This window comes from Neorhizobium sp. LjRoot104 (genome assembly GCF_964253725.1).
In the GTDB taxonomy this organism is placed as follows: Bacteria; Pseudomonadota; Alphaproteobacteria; order Rhizobiales; family Rhizobiaceae; genus Neorhizobium.
The window spans coordinates 1,076,551-1,093,327 of sequence record NZ_CAXURS020000002.1; the positions used below are offsets into that span (position 1 = coordinate 1,076,551).

General features: G+C 62.4%; 15 protein-coding genes. 13 read left to right on the forward strand and 2 right to left on the reverse strand.

The features are described from left to right. Positions 1-32: 32 nt before the first annotated feature. The 13 genes from ACSQ8R_RS27245 to ACSQ8R_RS27305 all read left to right on the forward strand — a co-directional run bounded on the left by ACSQ8R_RS27245 (position 33) and on the right by ACSQ8R_RS27305 (position 15,367). Positions 33-548 carry a sigma-70 family RNA polymerase sigma factor gene (locus tag ACSQ8R_RS27245; protein ID WP_436256456.1) on the forward strand — a complete coding sequence of 172 codons (516 nt, stop codon included), beginning with the start codon at positions 33-35 and terminating at the stop codon, positions 546-548. Between the two features lie 100 nt (positions 549-648). After that, positions 649-1,617 carry a FecR family protein gene (locus ACSQ8R_RS27250; protein WP_436256457.1) on the forward strand — a complete coding sequence of 323 codons (969 nt, stop codon included), beginning with the start codon at positions 649-651 and terminating at the stop codon, positions 1,615-1,617. A gap of 197 nt (positions 1,618-1,814) precedes the next feature. Continuing rightward, the gene (locus ACSQ8R_RS27255) at positions 1,815-4,025 is read left to right on the forward strand and encodes a TonB-dependent receptor domain-containing protein (RefSeq protein ID WP_436256458.1); all 2,211 of its coding nucleotides are present in this window, start codon (positions 1,815-1,817) and stop codon (positions 4,023-4,025) included. 107 nt (positions 4,026-4,132) lie between these two features. Beyond that, positions 4,133-4,432: a DUF2218 domain-containing protein gene (locus ACSQ8R_RS27260; RefSeq protein ID WP_436256459.1), complete on the forward strand. Its 300-nt coding sequence runs from the start codon at positions 4,133-4,135 to the stop codon at positions 4,430-4,432. Positions 4,433-4,476: 44 nt separating this feature from the next. After that, positions 4,477-5,376: a siderophore ABC transporter substrate-binding protein gene (locus ACSQ8R_RS27265; protein ID WP_436256460.1), complete on the forward strand. Its 900-nt coding sequence runs from the start codon at positions 4,477-4,479 to the stop codon at positions 5,374-5,376. Beyond that, positions 5,373-6,350, forward strand: a complete 978-nt coding sequence (locus ACSQ8R_RS27270) for an ABC transporter permease (RefSeq protein ID WP_436256461.1) — start codon at positions 5,373-5,375, stop codon at positions 6,348-6,350. Before ACSQ8R_RS27265 ends, ACSQ8R_RS27270 begins: the two co-directional genes overlap by 4 nt. A gap of 10 nt (positions 6,351-6,360) precedes the next feature. Further along, the gene (locus ACSQ8R_RS27275; protein ID WP_436256462.1) at positions 6,361-7,302 is read left to right on the forward strand and encodes an iron chelate uptake ABC transporter family permease subunit; all 942 of its coding nucleotides are present in this window, start codon (positions 6,361-6,363) and stop codon (positions 7,300-7,302) included. Next, positions 7,299-8,057: an iron ABC transporter ATP-binding protein gene (locus ACSQ8R_RS27280; RefSeq protein WP_436256463.1), complete on the forward strand. Its 759-nt coding sequence runs from the start codon at positions 7,299-7,301 to the stop codon at positions 8,055-8,057. Before ACSQ8R_RS27275 ends, ACSQ8R_RS27280 begins: the two co-directional genes overlap by 4 nt. Before the next feature lie 330 nt (positions 8,058-8,387). Beyond that, complete coding sequence (locus ACSQ8R_RS27285; protein WP_436256464.1) at positions 8,388-10,220, forward strand: ABC transporter ATP-binding protein; 1,833 nt, start codon at positions 8,388-8,390, stop codon at positions 10,218-10,220. A gap of 38 nt (positions 10,221-10,258) precedes the next feature. Beyond that, on the forward strand, positions 10,259-11,794 hold the full coding sequence (locus ACSQ8R_RS27290) for an ABC transporter substrate-binding protein (protein WP_436256465.1): 1,536 nt from the start codon (positions 10,259-10,261) through the stop codon (positions 11,792-11,794). Positions 11,795-11,859: 65 nt separating this feature from the next. After that, the gene (locus ACSQ8R_RS27295; RefSeq protein ID WP_436256466.1) at positions 11,860-12,783 is read left to right on the forward strand and encodes an ABC transporter permease; all 924 of its coding nucleotides are present in this window, start codon (positions 11,860-11,862) and stop codon (positions 12,781-12,783) included. 5 nt (positions 12,784-12,788) lie between these two features. Further along, complete coding sequence (locus tag ACSQ8R_RS27300) at positions 12,789-13,634, forward strand: ABC transporter permease (protein WP_436256467.1); 846 nt, start codon at positions 12,789-12,791, stop codon at positions 13,632-13,634. Next, positions 13,631-15,367 carry a M14 family metallopeptidase gene (locus ACSQ8R_RS27305; RefSeq protein ID WP_436256468.1) on the forward strand — a complete coding sequence of 579 codons (1,737 nt, stop codon included), beginning with the start codon at positions 13,631-13,633 and terminating at the stop codon, positions 15,365-15,367. The genes ACSQ8R_RS27300 and ACSQ8R_RS27305 overlap by 4 nt, the downstream gene beginning before the upstream one ends. A 215-nt stretch (positions 15,368-15,582) precedes the next feature. Here the strand turns inward: ACSQ8R_RS27305 and hutC are convergent, their stop codons facing one another. Next, complete coding sequence (hutC, locus tag ACSQ8R_RS27310; RefSeq protein WP_436256469.1) at positions 15,583-16,308, reverse strand: histidine utilization repressor; 726 nt, start codon at positions 16,306-16,308, stop codon at positions 15,583-15,585. A gap of 8 nt (positions 16,309-16,316) precedes the next feature. Further along, positions 16,317-16,703 (reverse strand): hypothetical protein, encoded by a 387-nt coding sequence (locus ACSQ8R_RS27315; protein WP_436256470.1) that lies wholly within the window; start codon positions 16,701-16,703, stop codon positions 16,317-16,319. Between the last annotated feature and the right edge of the window lie 74 nt (positions 16,704-16,777).

Below are 16,777 nucleotides of genomic sequence, written 5' to 3' on the forward strand. Positions count from 1 at the left end.
GCATATTAGACGAGCTCAAATACTCTGACCCCATGACCCTGGAAGCTGAAAGCCGTCACAGCCTCTATCTCGCCCACCGCTCGGCGCTGGTCGATTATGCCGCTCGGATCCTGGGCTCCCGGGAGGCCGCCGAGGACATCGTGCAGGAAGCCTACCTGCGTTTCGCGCCGGGGAAAACGCCCGGCGAATCGGCGCGCCAGGGGCTTGCCTATCTCTATCGCATCGTCCGCAATCTCTCCTTCGATGTCCTGAAGCGCCGCAAGATCGAATATCGCGGCCACGCCGAAGACCCGCCTTTCTGGACCATTCCACAGGCGGCCGACAACCCGGAACAGACGGTGATGTTCAGCGACGAGGTGCGCGTCGCGGCGGCGGCACTCGATGCGCTTCCAAGCGAGATCCGGATTGCGGTGGAAATGTACCGGTTCGGTGGCCATACGCTGGAAGGCGTGGCTGATCACCTGGGCATCTCCGTCGCCACCGCCCACCGCCATGTGCGGACCGCCATGGTCAAGATCGCCACCGCGCTCGACAGGAAAAACGCCTGATTATCTCTACGCATGCGAAAAATCCGGACCAGTCAATCGTTCCTACGCAAGAAGGGGAATTTCGGATAGAGATCGCAAGACATCCGAAGCAGGTTGAGACTTGGCAGGGCACGACAAAACGGACGAGGGCATTCTGGAAGAGGCGATGGACTGGTTCCTGCGCCTGCGCGAACCACATCGTACAGCCGCCGACGAGCGCGATTTCGGTCTCTGGTTCAACCGGTCGCCCGCAAATCGCGATGCCTGGACGAAAGCCTGCAAGACCTGGGAACTGATGGGCGAGACGACGCCCATCCACGAAGACCTCTGGCGGCCGGCCGGCCAAGCAAAAATGCTTGCCGCTCGCCACCGACGGCGCGTCTGGGGTGTGGGCACGGCGCTGGCGGCCTGTCTTGTGCTGGCGTTGGCCGGCCCCTCCCTCTTCATTCGCTACCAGGCAGATTTCAGGACGGCAACTGCCGAACTGCGCAAGATCATGCTCGAGGACGGCAGCGCGGTCGAACTCGGCGCCGAAAGCGCGATCGATGCGGATTTCGCCAACGGCGCACGGCATGTGACGCTGCTTTCCGGCGAAGCTTTCTTCGACGTCAAGCACGATCCGGCGCGGCCCTTTACCGTCACCGCCGCCGGCGTTAAGGTCACCGTGCTCGGCACGGCATTCGACGTCCATATCAAGCCCGAAAATACGACGGTGGAACTGGTTCGCGGGGTGGTTGGCCTGACGGTCGATGGCGCGGCGCGCACCTTCGAGCTTTCTCCCGGCGATTCCGTGACCGTCAGCCGCACCGATGGCCAGGTGTCGCGAGCAAGGCTGGCGCCGGAAGACATGGCGGGCTGGCGAAGCGGGCGCCTTTTCGTCAACGATGTGACGGTCGCCTCGGTGGTCGAGGAGCTGCAGCGCTATCACTCCGCGTGGATCAGCATCCCGAGCAGCGATCTCGCCAATCGGCGCGTCACCGGCCTTTACGATCTCTCCGACCCAGACCGGGCGCTCGAAGCGCTGATCCAGCCCTATGGCGGCAGGGTGCACCACGTTTCGCCCTATCTCAGGGTGCTTGCACTTTTTTAGGCCGTTAAAGTTTCCTGAAAATTTTTGCGACGCGGTGAAAAAAGCGCCGGGCGCAGTCGTCTCTACCCTGAAGCGCAGGCCGGGGGGCCTTGGCGAACACAGTGTAGCAGGAGACGGGGCGGATGATTTTGCCGGTGAGTGGCGTAGTGCGTGGCGTGGGGGCAAAGGGCAAGCGGAATGCTTTCGCATGGAGCTTGATGACAACGGTCGCCGCAGCCGCGATCGGCGGGAGTGCGATCTTTGCCTCCCCGGCTTTCGCCCAGACGGCGACGCGCAGCTTCAATATCCCGGCTCAGCCGCTTGCCTCGGCCCTCAATGCCTTCGGCCGCCAATCCGGCCTTCAGGTGACGCTGGCTGCCTCGACTTCCCGCGGCGTCACCGCGCAGGCCGTCAGCGGCAATCTTACCCCGGATCAGGCGCTCGCCCGCATGCTCGCGGGGACAGGCGTGAACTACAAGATCGCCAACGGCACGGCCGTCATCGGCGCTCCCGCGAGTGCCTCCGGCGATATGCCGGCCGAAGGAGCCACGACGCTGAGGCCAATTGTCCTTCAGGGGCAGCCGGGTGCCGAGGGCGATGTCGGCGAAACCGTCATCGGCCCTGAGCAGCTCGAACGCATCAACCCCACCGACCTTGCGGACGTGTTCCGGGCGCAGGCCGGCATACAGGTGGGCAGCTCGCTCCCCATGTCGCAGAAAGTCTATGTCCATGGGGTCGAGGAAACCAATCTCGCCGTCAGCATCGACGGTGCGCGCCAGAACAACAAGGTCTTCCACCACAACGCGACCAACCTGGTCGACCCGAGCCTGCTGAAGGCAGTGGACGTGGATGCAGGTATCGCGCCGGCCGACGCCGGTCCCGGCGCGCTCGCCGGCTCGATCAACTACGAGACCAAGGACGCGATCGATCTGCTCGCGCCGGGCAAATCCTTCGGCGGCCTCGTCACCTCCACCTATAATTTCAACAGCGATACCGTCACGACCGGACTTGGCACCTACGGGGTTCACGAAGGATTTGAATTCCTCGGCTATTTCAATTTCGCCAAGGGCGATGACTTCGTCGGCGGCAATGGCAGAGAAGTATCTGGCACGGAAACCGATCTGCTCTCCGGCCTCGGCAAACTCGCCTATGAAGCGGATAGCGGCGATCGCTTCGAAATCAGCTACGACCGCAGCCGCGACGACGGGCTGCGCCCCTACCGCGCCAATGCCGGCCATATCGTGCGGCCGCCATGGGAACCGCTGACACGCAATTACGAGATCGACCGCCAGAACTTCGTCTTCACCTATACGGACACGTCACCCGAGGGCTGGTGGGATCCGAGAGTGGTGCTTGCCTATAGCGGTTCGGAAGTTACCGTGCCGGTCTATAACTCTCTGGGCTATCTTTACGACGCCACCGGTAATACGACCAGCTTCAACGGCAAGTTCGAGAACAAGTTCTCATTCGATATCGGTAATGTCGTCGCAGGCGTCGACTTCTATTCCGACATCGCCGATCTGGACGCCGATGTCGATTCGTCGAAGGAAAAGGCGCGCAATGTCGGCTTCTATGCCCAAGCTCGGCTAGAGCCGTGGGATCGCACTCGCCTTTCGTTCGGCGGCCGCGCGGATCATCAGTGGTTCACCGGCGTTGGTGGGCAGGACTACGATAATGGCGGGCTTAGCGCCAATATCTCCGGCGAATACGACCTCACCGATTTCCTGACTGCCAAGGCAGGCTTCTCGCATGTCTGGGCCGGCATTCCTCTGGCAGAAAACTTCGTCATGAACCCGGCCTGGACCTATGGCACCGACGGGCCGGAACCGGTCACCGCCAACAACTACATGGTTGGGCTCGAGGCGAAACATGAAGGGTTCACGGCAGAAACCAGCCTTTTCCGGACCGACATCTACAACGCGCGTGCGGTGCGCTACAGCCCGCCCGCGACAGGCGCCACCATCGAACGTGACATGGTTTCACAAGGTTTCGAACTCGGCGCTGGCTATGAGTGGGCGAGCGGTTACGTCAAGGTCAAATACGCCCATATTCGAGTGGATATCGACGGCGTTCCCGCCGACTCCGATACCGGCAACTATCTGGCCACGCCGGTTGGCGACATCATCACCATCACGGCGGCTCACACTTTCGTCGACTGGGGCCTGACCATCGGCGGCGATATCCAGATCGCCCCGGAATATGACCATGTCGCCGGCGGCGCGCCGGCCTACAAGGCTTATGAGGTGGTGAATGCCTTTGCCGAATGGAAGCCCGAGGCTCTGCCAAACTTCACCTTCCGCGCCGAGGTCCAGAACATCTTCGACGAGACCTATTCCGATCGCGCCACCTACGGTCAGGAATTTGGAACCGTCAGACCGCTTTACGAGCCGGGCCGCAGCTTCCTGCTGACCGCCAAGGCGACGTTCTGAAGATCATGATCATGCGTTCACATGACTGTGCGGCAACCGCGGTTTGGGTTGCCGTGGCGGCATGGGTGAGATAAGTGGATAGTAATACTCATCTTAAGGAGAGCGCTTTGTTACAGGCGACAGCAGAATGGCACACCGAGCACGGCGGAAAATACCTCGTCCAGTTGTGCAAGCACTTCGCTCACAAGATCGACGTCTCCTATTCCGAGACCCATGGGGAGTGCCGCTTTACCTGCGGTACCGCCATTCTCGATGCGGATGACGGTGGTCTCAGGATCGTCGCGACGGCAGCCGACGAGGAACGGCTGACGGAAACGGAATCCGTGATCGAGAGGCATCTCGTGCGCTTCGCTTTTCGTGAAAACCTGGAAGTCCTGCAATGGCAGAAAGGGGATCGAGCCGCCTAAGGCCCGATCCGGCATTCGGCCAACGGCCAAGACATGGTGAGAGAATGAACTTGGGGACGATCGCGGCTTTTGCCGCTTTTGCTTTTTTGGCCCTTCCTGCGCATGCGGTGGACATCCCGACTGCGAAAGGATCGGTGCAGGTTGCCGCTTCGCCCGCAAAAATCGCAGTCTTCGATATCGCAGCGCTCGATACGCTCGATCGCCTCGGCATCAAGCCTGCCGGCGTTCCGCAGAAGCTCTACCTCCCGCAACTGGAGCCTCTGAAAAAGGGCGCGGAAATCGTCGGCGATCTCTTCGAGCCCGACCTCGAGGCTCTCAGCGCGCTCGGTCCGGACCTGATCATCGTCGGCGGTCGTTCCTCGACCAAGGCTTCGGCGACTGCGCAGGTTGCGCAGACAATCGACATGACCATGGATGGCGACGACCTCGTCGCTCAGGCCAGGGAGCGGTTGGCCGCCTATGGCACGCTCTTCGGCAAGATGGACGAGGCCGCTTCCGCCGTGAAGGAACTCGATGCCCGGCTGGAGGCCGCAAAGGCGGCGGTTGCCGGCAAGGGCAAGGGCCTGATCATCATGACCAACGGGCCGAAAGTCACCGCCTATGGTCCCGGCTCGCGCTTCGGCTGGGTGCATGCCGCGCTGAGCCTGCCGGCGGCGGTGCCGGACATCGAAGCCGCCAATCACGGCGAGGCGATCTCCTTCGAATTCATCGCCAAGGCAAATCCCGACTGGCTGCTGGTGCTCGACCGCGCCGCCGCGATCGGTTCCGGCGAACAGGGCGCCAAGGCGACGCTCGACAACGAACTGGTCGCCCAGACGACGGCCTGGAAGAAGAACCAGGTGATCTATCTGCCAGCCGCGGAATTCTACATCGCCGCCGGCGGGGTGCAGTCGATACAGCGTGTCGTCGCGACCGTCACCGAGGCGTTCACCGCCGCCAGATGAGCATCGTCGCCGCCAAGCAATCGTCGATAACGGGGTGGATCGCCGGCCTGACGCTCGCAGTCTTTTTTGTTTTCAGTCTTTGTGTCGGCGTCAGCGACATGCCGATCGCCCGGCTGTTCTCGGACGGGCAGGCGCTCGAACTCCTGCTCGTCAGCCGCCTGCCCCGGACACTCGCGGCGATCCTCACCGGCGCCGGCCTGGCAATCGCCGGGCTCATCATGCAGACGCTTGCCCGCAACCGTTATGTGGAGCCGGCCACGGCCGGAACGGCACAAAGTGCCGAGCTCGGGATCCTGCTCGTCACCTTCATATTTCCCTCCGCCAGTCTTCTCTTCAAAAGCCTGGCGGCGAGTGCCGCCGCTCTTCTCGGAACCCTGCTCTTCCTGATGACGGCGCACCGGCTTCCGCCGACGCAGCCCTTCCTCGTGCCGCTTTTCGGGCTCGTCTATGGCGGTGTAATCGGCGCAGCGGTCACCTTTGTCGCCTGGCAGGCCGACCTTCTGCAATATCTCTCGGTCTGGACCAATGGCGACTTTTCCGGCGTCCTGCGCGGCCGCTACGAACTCCTGTGGATCGGGGCAGGAATGGTGGTGATCGCCTGGATCGTCGCTGACCGGCTGACGATCATTGCCCTCGGCCGCGATGCCAGTATCGGGCTCGGCATCGACTACGCCCGCGTGCTGCAGCTCGGGCTGATCATCGTTTCTGTCATTTCGGCCTTGAGCGTCGTCGTTGTCGGCATGATCCCCTTCGTCGGCCTCGTCGTGCCGAACATCGTCTCCCGTCTGATGGGCGACAACATGCGCGGCACGCTACCTTTCGTCGCCGCCAGCGGCGCAATCCTGGTGCTCGGCTGCGACATCCTCGGGCGGCTGATCCGCTATCCTTACGAGATCCCGGTTGGAACGGTGATGGGTTGCGTCGGCGGGCTCATCTTCCTCTGGCTTCTGTTCCGGCGGCCTTCCGATGTCTGAGCGTCGGCGCATGCCCGATCGTCGCCTTCTCTGTCTTGGGGCGGTAGCTCTCCTCTGCATCGTCGCCTTCATGACGATCGGGCTGCGCGGCAATATCGGCTTCGTGCTCTCCCTGCGTGCCGCGAAACTTGCTGCCCTTTTGCAGGTCGGCGTCTCGATCGCCGTCTCGACGGTGATCCTTCAGACCGTTACCAATAATCGCATCCTGACGCCGTCGATCATGGGGCTAGACGCGCTCTACCTGTTCGGCCAGATGCTGCTCGTCTTCCTGCTCGGCGGGCTTGGCTATGCCGCGCTCGACGCGCAACTCAAGTTCGGCGGCGAGATTGTCGTACTGATGGCATTGGCAACCGGCCTCCTGCTGCCGATGCTCCGCCGCCGCACGGACATGGGTCTGATGCTGCTCGCCGGCATTATTTTCGGCATCCTGTTCCGCAGCCTGCATTCCCTTCTGGCACGCCTGATCGATCCCAACGACTTTGCCGTCGTCCAAGGCGCGAGTTTCGCCAACTTCAACGACGTCCGCACCGACCTTCTCGTCTTCGCAGCAATCCTGACCGTCGCGGGCATCGCGATCACCTGGAGGGCGCGGCATGTGCTGGATGTCATCGCACTCGGTGCCGATACGGCGACAGGGCTTGGGATCGCCTGGGCGCGCACCGTCACCGGGCTGCTGCTGCTCGTCTCGGCGCTTGTTGCGGTTTCGACGGCGCTGGTGGGACCTGTGGCATTTTTCGGCCTGCTGGTCGTGGCACTTGCCGAACGCCTCGTCGATACGCGTTGTCACGCGGTTCTGCTGCCGGCGGCCATGTTGACGGCCGTCATCATTCTCGTCGGCGGGCAGACGCTGTTTCAGCATGCGCTGGGCAGCAGTTCGACACTCGGCGTCGTCATCGAATTCGTCGGCGGCCTCGCCTTTCTTGTTCTGCTCGTTTTCGGGAGCCGCAAATGATCCGGATAGAAAACGTCTCGCTGCGGCACAGCCAGACGCAGATCCTCCACGACGTTTCGCTGACGATCCCGAAGGGCGGCATCACCGCCCTGATCGGCCCGAACGGTGCAGGCAAGTCCTCCCTCCTGTCGCTCATTGCCAGGCTGCAGCCGTTGCAGGCCGGCAGAATCAGCGTCGACGGTTTCGCCGTCGACACGACGCCGAACCGCGATCTCGCCCGGATCCTCGCCATCCTGCGGCAGGACTCGATCGTCACCAGCCGCTTGCGCGTGCGCGAACTCGTGGGCTTCGGCCGTTTTCCGCATGGGCGCGGGCGCCTGACGCCCGATGATTACGCCATCATCGACCGGTCGCTGCAGCAGTTCGACCTCTCCGACCTCTCCGACCGCTTCATCGAAACCCTTTCCGGCGGCCAGCGGCAGCGAGCGCTGGTAGCGATGGCCTTTGCCCAGGAGACGGACTATCTGCTGCTCGACGAACCGCTCAACAATCTCGACATGTATTTCGCCCGCGAACTGATGCGCTCGCTCCGCACGATCGCCGACGAAAACGGAAAGACCATCGTCATCGTGCTGCACGACATCAACCAGGCGGGCGCCCACGCGGACCGGATCGTGGCAATGAAGTCGGGTCGGATCGTCGCCGATGGCACGCCCTCCGAGTTGCTGACGCCCAAAACCCTTGAAGCCATCTTCGGTTTCGAGATGCAGGTGGAAACGTTCGACAATACGCCGGTTGTCCTGCATTTCCGCTAGCTTAGGGATCTTCAACGGGGCGGGAATAAGTAAACTGCCGGGGTAGGTCAGCATCTGAGCTTTCGCCCTCAGACCATCGGGAATATCGGCCTGGGGTACCGTTGACAAAATGTCGACAAAGTGATGACATATTCTTATCAAGGCAGGGATGAGGCAATTGACGGGAAATCCGAAAGAAGTTCGGGGCCGCCATAGACGGAAGAGCAAGGGAATGCCGACGGGCGAGGTTGTCGACAGCTGCCTTGCCGAACGTCATGAGCACCTCGTGGATTCCGCTGCCGATGCCTTCAATCAGGCGGCCTGCGCCGCCATCGGTAGGGAGTTCCCCGCGTGACGCCACCCGCTTCCACCCCTCTTCTGGTCGTGGACGACCTGTCGGTCGAGTTCGGCGCCTCCCGTGTCATCGAGAACCTGAGTTTCTCCGTTTCGGCCGGTCAGACGGTCGCGATCGTTGGCGAATCCGGTTCGGGCAAGTCGGTAACCTCGCTGTCGATCATGCGGCTTGCGGACATGCTCGGCGCCAATTACCCGACCGGCCGCATCCTGTTCCAGACGTCAGGCGGCGAGACGGACCTCCTGAAACTCGACCAGAAGCGGATGCGCGGCATTCGCGGCAAGGAGATCTCGATGATCTTCCAGGAGCCGATGACTTCGCTCAATCCCGTCTTCACGATCGGCGACCAGGTGGCCGAAATCCTGAAGCTGCACGAGGGCAAGTCGAACAGCGCGGCACTCGCGGAGGCGAAGCGCCTGCTCGACATGGTGCGCCTGCCGGATGCGGCGGAACTGCTGACCCGTTATCCTCACCAGCTTTCCGGCGGCATGCGCCAGCGGGTGATGATCGCCATGGCGCTCGCCTGCCGGCCGCGCCTGCTGATCGCCGACGAGCCGACGACGGCGCTCGACGTCACCATCCAGGCGCAGATCCTCAATATCCTGCGCGACCTGCAGAAGGAACTCGGCGCCGCCGTCATCTTCATCACCCATGACATGGGCGTCGTCGCCGAGATGGCGGACGACGTCGTGGTGATGTGGAAGGGCAAGGCGGTGGAAAAGGGCAAGGCGCTCGATGTTTTCGAAAGGCCTGCCAATGCCTACACGCGCACCCTCCTCGCAGCAGTGCCGAAGCTCGGCAGCATGACCGGCGAGGAATTTCCCAAACGCCTGCCGTTGACCGTGCTCGAAGACGGAGAACCGAAGCTCTCGGGCATCGAGCGTATCCAGAATACCGCCCGCTACGATTCCGCCCCGCTGCTGTCGGTGCGCGATCTGGTGGTACGCTTCGACATCAAGAAAGGCCTGCTCGGCAAGGTCACCCACCGCGTCCATGCCGTGGAAAAGGTCTCCTTCGACATCCATCCGGGCGAGACGCTGGCGCTGGTCGGCGAGTCCGGCTCGGGCAAGTCGACGATCGGCCGCACCATCCAGCAGCTTCAGAAGGCAACGGCCGGCAATATCACTTTCTCGGGCAAGCCTCTCTCGGCAATGGGCATGGCAGAGCGCCATACTCTGCGCCGGGACGTACAGTATATCTTCCAGGATCCGTTCGCCTCGCTCGATCCGCGCAAGACGGTCGGGTTCTCGATCGCCGAGCCGATCCGCACCCACGGACTTCTCGACAGCGAGAAGGAAATCTCGAAAACCGTCGATGCGCTGCTGGAGCGGGTGGGCCTTGCCTCCGCGCATGCCCGCCGTTATCCACACGAGTTTTCCGGCGGCCAGCGCCAGCGTGTCTGCATCGCCCGGGCGCTTGCTTCCAAGCCGAAACTGATCATCGCCGACGAGGCGCTTTCGGCACTCGACGTCTCGATCCAGGCGCAGATCATCAACCTGTTCATGGATCTGCAGGAAGAGCGTGGCCTAGCCTATCTGTTCATCAGCCACGACATGGCCGTCGTCGAGAAGATGAGCCACCGGGTGGCGGTCCTCTATCTCGGCCAGATCATGGAATTCGGCAATCGCCGCCAGATCTTCGAAACCCCGACCCACGACTATACCCGCCGGCTTCTTTCAGCCGTGCCGGTTGCCGATCCGCGCCGGCGCAAGCCGCTGGCGATGATCGAAGGAGACATTCCAAGCCCCGTGCGGGCGGTCGGAAACGAACCGGTGCTTCTCGCCCGCGAGGAAGTTGCACCCGGACATTACGTGGCGCGCGGCGCGTGACGATCTGACATTCAGTTTTTTCAACAGGAGCAAAAACGATGATAAAAATGCAGAGGGGTTTGCGGACGGCATTCGTGGCGATGGCGCTTGCAGGCACGGCGTTCGCGCCGGTTTCGGCGCTCGCCGCCGGCAAGCTGACGGTGTCCTCGCCGCAGGATCCGGGCAGCTGGGATCCGATCGACACCTTCCTGGTCAACTGGGCCTCGGTCTCGACCAACATTTTCGACGGCCTCACCTATCGCGGCCCCGACCTGAAGCTCGTCCCGGGCCTTGCGACCTCCTGGGAAGTGCTCGACGACGGCATGCGTATCCGCTTCAAGCTGCGTGAAGGCGTGAAGTTCCACAATGGCGAGGCCTTCAATGCCGAAGCGGTGAAGTTCACCTTCGACCGCCTGCTCGGTGCCGAAGGCGCCAAGGGCCCGCAGCAGTCCAACTACAATTCGATCGGCAGCGTCGATATCATCGATGCCAACACGGTCGAATTCAAGATGAAGGTGGCGGATCCGGTCATCCTGACCAAGCTCGCCGGCTATGGCGGCATGATCGTTCCGCCGAAATACATCGCCGAAAAGGGTGACGCTTATTTCAATGCCCATCCGGTCGGTACCGGCGCCTTCAAGTTCGTCTCCTATGAGCCGAAGGTGAACATCGTGCTTGCCGCCAACGCCGACTATTTCGGCGGCGCTCCGAAGATCTCGGATCTGGAATACAAGTTCATCGCCGAGCCGGCGACCGCCGTTGCCGAACTGCAGGCCGGCCGCGTCGATCTCGTCATCCCGCCAACCATTCCGATCGGCATGATCCCGACCATCCAGGGCAATGCCAAGCTCGCCGTGGTCACCTCGCCCGGCCCGACGGTCTATGCGCTGCGCTTCAACACCCGCGACGGCATCACCAAGGATCCGAAGGTGCGCCAGGCGCTGATCATGGGCGTCGATCGCGACGCGATCATCAAGTCGATCCTCGGTGGACAGGCCCAGCCGATCGCAAGCTTCCAGGGACCGTTGTCCTTCGGCTTCGACAAGACAATGAAGCCGCTTCCCTACGACCCGGCCAAGGCCCAGGCGCTCCTGAAGGAAGCCGGCGTCGCGCCGGGCACAGCCCTGCAGATCGACCTTCGCGGCAACGAGGCGACCTTCATCGAAGTCGCCCAGGCGATCTCCGCCTACCTGCAGACGATCGGCATCACCGCGACGATCAAGCCCTACGAGACAAACGTTCTGCTGAACGACATCATCCCGAATGGCAAGACAGGCGCGATGTTCCAGCAGTCCTGGGGCGGCTGGACGCTCGACTACGACAACACTGCAGTCTCCATGTACAAGACCAAGGAAAAATGGAACCCTTACGACAGCGACCCGAAGATGGACGACCTGCTCGCCAAGCAGCGCACCATCACCAATGTCGCGGAGCGTGAAAAGGTGCTGCAGGAAATCGCCCGCTATGCCGCCGATCGGGCGCTCGAAATGCCGCTCTACAACCTCAACGCCATCTTCGGCATCAACAAGCGCGTGAAGAATTTTACGCCCGTGCCGGATAGCCGTCTGAAGTTCACCGACGTCACCGTCGATTAAAACTGCGCGGCCGCCGCCTTCCGGATGGAGGCGGCGGCTCCGACACAAACAAGGGAACGAGAGATTTGGCCGCATTCCTGATAAAACGCTTGGCGCAGGCGATTTTCGTGGTGATCGCCGTGACCCTGACGGTCGCGTTCGCGATCCGCCTCACCGGCGACCCGGCGCTGATGCTGACGCAAGGCGCCGGCAGCGTCACCGAGGCCGATCTCGTGAAAATCCGCGAGGGGCTCGGACTTAACGAGCCGTTCCTCGTCCAGTATTTCAATTTCCTGAAGGGCATCGTCACGCTCGATTTCGGCAACAGCTTCCTCGGCGGCACGCCGGTATCGCTGCTGATCGGCAAGGCGCTGCCGGCGACCCTGTCGCTTGCATTCACCTCGCTGATCGTCTCGATCGTCATTTCCATCCCGCTCGGCATCAAGGCCGCGACGGCGCGCGGCAAATGGGCAGACCAGATGATCCGCATCCTGTCGCTCGTCGGCCTGTCCTTCCCGAATTTCTGGCTGGCGACGATGCTCGTCCTGCTCTTTGCGATCGCCCTGCCCCTGCTGCCTCCAAGCGGCATGGACGGGTTCGCGAGCTTCATACTGCCCGCCGTCACCATGGGCGTCATCCTGACGGCGACCAATGTCCGCCTGGTGCGCACCACCATGCTGGAGACGCTTCGCTCGCAATATATCATGGTCGCCCGCGCCAAGGGCCTTGGTGAAAACGCCGTGCTCTACAAGCATGCGCTGCGCAACTGCGCCATTCCGCTGATCACCTATTTCGGCCTGCAGTTCGGCGGCCTGCTCGGCGGCATCGTCGTCGTCGAGCGCGTTTTCAACTGGCCGGGCCTCGGAACGCTCGCCTTCGACGCCGTTGGCGCCCGCGACTATCCGGTGCTGCAGGCGGTCATCACCGTCCTGTCGCTGATGATCATCGGCGTAAATGTCCTCGTCGATATCGCCTATGGCCTTGTCGATCCCCGCATCCGGACGGAGTGAGAGCCATGGCCTCGCGTAGCGCTTCCTCGAATTTCCTGAAGCTCGAATTTGTCCTTGGAGCCCTTCTGGTCGGCCTCATCGGCCTTGCCGTCATTTTCTCCGGCGCGATCTTTCCCGGCGGCGCGGAAAAGATCGACCTGATGTCGCGGCTCGTGCCACCATTCGTGCGGCCGGCGCATGTCCTCGGCACCGACCCGCTCGGCCGCGACGTGCTGGCGCGTGTCATGGCCGGCGGTAAGATCTCGCTGCTGGTCGGCTTCGTGTCGGTGGCGGGCGGCGTCACCGTCGGCGTCGTCATGGGCCTGGTTGCCGGTTATTACCGCGGCATTTGGGACATGCTGGTGATGCGCTTTGCCGATATCCAGCTGGCGCTTCCCTTCATCCTGCTCGCCATCACCTTCATCGCCATCGTCGGCGGCGGGCTGGGCAACACGATCATCCTGCTGATCGTCTCGCAATGGGTACAATATGCACGCCTGGTGCGCGGCTCGGTGCTGACGCTGCGCGAACGCGAATTCATCCTTTCGGCGCGCGCCATCGGGGTCAAGGACTGGCGCATCATCGTCCAGCACCTGCTGCCGAACCTGATCGGCCCGGTGATCGTGCTGATGACGCTTAACGTCGCCACCAATATCCTGCTCGAATCGAGCCTTACCTTCCTCGGCCTCGGCATCGATCCGACCATTCCGAGCTGGGGCGGCATGCTGGCCGAAGGCCGCACCTATCTGCAGACGGCCTGGTGGGTCAGCGTCTTCCCGGGCCTTGCCATCCTCCTCACCGTCCTTGGCCTCAACCTCCTCGGCGACTGGCTGCGCGACAGTCTCGATCCCACAGGCAGAACCTCCGCATGACACTGATCCACGAACAGCAGGTCGAGCGCACGCTCGACGCCCTCGTCGCACGTTTTTCCGGGGGCATGGGCGCGACTGTCGAAGCCTGGGTCTTCGACGATGAGAAGAGCCGCAGGCAGGCCGAGGCGAAGCTGGCTGCCACAGGCGTCGCGGCAAAGTTTCGCAGCGCCTATAAGCCTTTGCTGCATTTCTTTCTCGAAGAGGTCGATCTCGAGAACTTCTCGGCCATGCATGTGGTCTACCCCGTTCACAAGACCTGCCCGAAGAACCGTTTCCTGCTCGAAGCCTATCCCCTTGCCGGTCTCACCGGCGACGCACAGCTGACCTTCGAAGCGGGGGCCGAGGATGCATTCTACACGGTGACGCTTACCACCAGGGCCGGCGGCACCGAAACGCACAAGGTCTTCGCGCCGAACCGGCTTCACACGGATTTCATCGGCGAAACGCTGCTATCGCCGACCGGCTGGCTGGCGGTCGATGGCGGAACCGGCGAACGGCTGGAAACCGACTACGAAATCCTGTTCATTTCCGCCGTCGAAGCCGTCTCGGCCCATGACTGGGGGGCAAAGGAACCCTATTTCGACGAACTCAACATCGCGGTGACCCTGCCGGCTGAAGACCGACGCCTGGCCGTCGGCGAAGAGGTCGTCAGCCTGCGCGAGGCGCTTCACGAGGATTTCTATTTTTCGCTGCTGGAAGTCTTCCAGAAGAAGTCGGGCCGGCCGATCGGCGATCGTGGTCTGCAGCCGGGCCAGATCATCCCCGAAATCCGTCAGGGCGAGACGGTCTCCGCCCGCGTCGAAACGCGGCCGCTCTGGACGTCCGAGGCAGTCACTGAGCCGCAGCGCCTTGCCTCCGCCGTGTCGCCGGTCTCCGTGGCGCAGATCCGCGAACAACTCGCCGCAATCAAGGGTGTCGCCTTCGAGGCCCGCTCGCGGAGCGGTCGCGCCATCGAAGCCCGCTACCACGCCGGCGCGGACAAACCCGTTATGATCAGCGGCGGCCAACATGCCAACGAGACGACCGGCATTGTCGGCGCGCTACGGGCAGCACAGACGCTTGCCACCAGGCCGGACTCCCATTTCGTCATCTCGCCGCTCGAAAATCCCGATGGCTACCAGGTGCATTGGCGCCTTCGTGGCGACAACCCGCTGCACATGCACCATGCGGCACGTTACACCGCGCTCGGCGACGATCTCGAATATCGCTCCGGCAAGGACCTGTTCGAAAAGGCGATCCGCATCGAGGCGGAACACCAGAGCGGCGCCAAGCTGCACGTCAACCTGCACGGCTATCCTTCGCATGAATGGACGCGTCCGCTTTCCGGCTACGTGCCGCGCACCTTTGCGATGTGGACAGTGCCGAAGGGCTTTTTCCTGATCATGCGTCACCACGCCGAATGGACGGCGCAGGCGGAAATTCTGATCGACCGCGTCAGCCGCCACCTCGCCGCCATTCCCGGCCTCGTCGCCTATAACACCGCACAGATCAGACTTTTCGAAACCCATGCCGGCGAAACCGGCTTCCGCATCATCAACGGCTTCCCCTGCCTGATCTCGATCGATGACCGCCACACGGTTCCGCTGACGCTGATCACCGAGTATCCGGACGAAACCATCTATGGACCGGCCTTCATCCAGGGCCACACGGCGCAGATGGAGACGGTGCTTGCCGCATATGACGCGATCCAGACAATCGAGGAGCCGGCTTCCATCGCGGAACCCGCGGTATAACAACTGCCGCCTGTCGATTTGGAGAGGAACCGTCCAGTCTCGAACCGCGCTTCATCGCCGGATGGTCGCGCGTCGAAAACCCGGATCGACAGCGGCCCTGCCATTCGCGGGTAGCCGGGCATCGTCTTTGCCAATCTTGCAGAAAACGCGCCTTTCAACCCGTCCTCTCGACCCGTCGCGAGCAGGCACAACCTTCCGCGACCTAGCACGGTAGCCTAGTTTTCTCCGCCGGGCGTGAAGCGGGCGACCAACGCATGCCGGTCGCCCGGATAGGTGAAGCGGACGAACGTTACCGGACCGGTGCTGCCCCACGTCCGTCGTTCGATGACCAGGCAGGCAGCATTCCTGGAAATGTCGAGCCTCTTTGCGACCTCCGCGCCGGCTGACAGCGCGTAGATACGATGTTCCGCAGTGCTCCACGGAACCTGGTTTACAAGCCAGGTTCCCGGTGCCGACTTCGAAAAATCCTCGCCTTCCGCTTCGGGCACGGTCGTCAGGTTGATCGCCCGTTCTTCAAGGCAGAACGGCCGTTCGCCGGCATGGTGAAGGCACACGAGATCGAGGACCGAAGCGGCCTCAGAAAGCTCCAGATGTTGCCGGTCGATGGGGCTTGCCTCGCGTCGAACCCGCTTTTCCAGCCGATAGGAATAGGGAAGCTTGAGGGAACGGACCTCCGCTTCGACACTATGGATTTCGAGCACCGCTGCCTGCGTCACCGGTTGTGCGACGAAGCTGCCGGATTTCTTGCGCCGCTCGATCAGCCCGGCCCTGGCAAGGTGCGTCAGCACCTTGTTGGCCGTCATCCGCGAACAGCCGTATTGCACGGCCAGATCGACCTCGAAAGGCAGACGATACCCCGGAGGCCATTCGCCCGAGACGATCCGTCCCTCTATGTCGCTCAAAATGCGTTGATGGAGGGTGGCTTCCTTGCCGTTGGTCATAATGTCCGCTATTCCTGCATTACCGTCCTGAACCGCCGGCCGATCACATCCCGCCGGACATGCGGTCCGCCTTCGACCTGTTTGCGGTCAAGCGCCCCGACGCAATCCACGGCAATGCCGTCCGAAAACATCCAATGATCGAGAATCCGATCGGCGGCAAGGTAGGGAACGTCCCCGACATCGAGCGAGACGATATCGGCGTAATTGCCCTGAGCCAAGCCGGCGGCCGCCTTGAGCGCCATTCCGCCGCCCGAAAGCGCCGCCTCGAACCCACGCCGCCTTGCAGACTCGACGCCGAACTCTCTCCGGGCGAGCCGGTCAGCCTCGATCGTCAGCCTTACATTCAGCCGGCAGCCTGCCGGTGACACAGCCAATTCCGCATGAAGCGTGGCCATGGACACCTTCCTTTTTCATGGCGGAGACCAAGATTCTTCTTGTCACTTGGATTATTATGTATATACATGTTTTT

Bases quoted from the DNA above. Each gene is read 5' to 3' on its own strand.
- ACSQ8R_RS27305 (WP_436256468.1), top strand. From the start codon at position 13,631: ATGACACTGATCCACGAACAGCAGGTCGAGCGCACGCTCGACGCCCTC.
- ACSQ8R_RS27290 (WP_436256465.1), top strand. From the start codon at position 10,259: ATGATAAAAATGCAGAGGGGTTTGCGGACGGCATTCGTGGCGATGGCG.
- ACSQ8R_RS27275 (WP_436256462.1), top strand. From the start codon at position 6,361: ATGCCCGATCGTCGCCTTCTCTGTCTTGGGGCGGTAGCTCTCCTCTGC.
- ACSQ8R_RS27270 (WP_436256461.1), top strand. From the start codon at position 5,373: ATGAGCATCGTCGCCGCCAAGCAATCGTCGATAACGGGGTGGATCGCC.
- ACSQ8R_RS27315 (WP_436256470.1), bottom strand. From the start codon at position 16,703: ATGGCCACGCTTCATGCGGAATTGGCTGTGTCACCGGCAGGCTGCCGG.
- hutC (WP_436256469.1), bottom strand. From the start codon at position 16,308: ATGACCAACGGCAAGGAAGCCACCCTCCATCAACGCATTTTGAGCGAC.
- ACSQ8R_RS27280 (WP_436256463.1), top strand. From the start codon at position 7,299: ATGATCCGGATAGAAAACGTCTCGCTGCGGCACAGCCAGACGCAGATC.
- ACSQ8R_RS27300 (WP_436256467.1), top strand. From the start codon at position 12,789: ATGGCCTCGCGTAGCGCTTCCTCGAATTTCCTGAAGCTCGAATTTGTC.
- ACSQ8R_RS27265 (WP_436256460.1), top strand. From the start codon at position 4,477: ATGAACTTGGGGACGATCGCGGCTTTTGCCGCTTTTGCTTTTTTGGCC.
- ACSQ8R_RS27255 (WP_436256458.1), top strand. From the start codon at position 1,815: ATGACAACGGTCGCCGCAGCCGCGATCGGCGGGAGTGCGATCTTTGCC.
- ACSQ8R_RS27245 (WP_436256456.1), top strand. From the start codon at position 33: ATGACCCTGGAAGCTGAAAGCCGTCACAGCCTCTATCTCGCCCACCGC.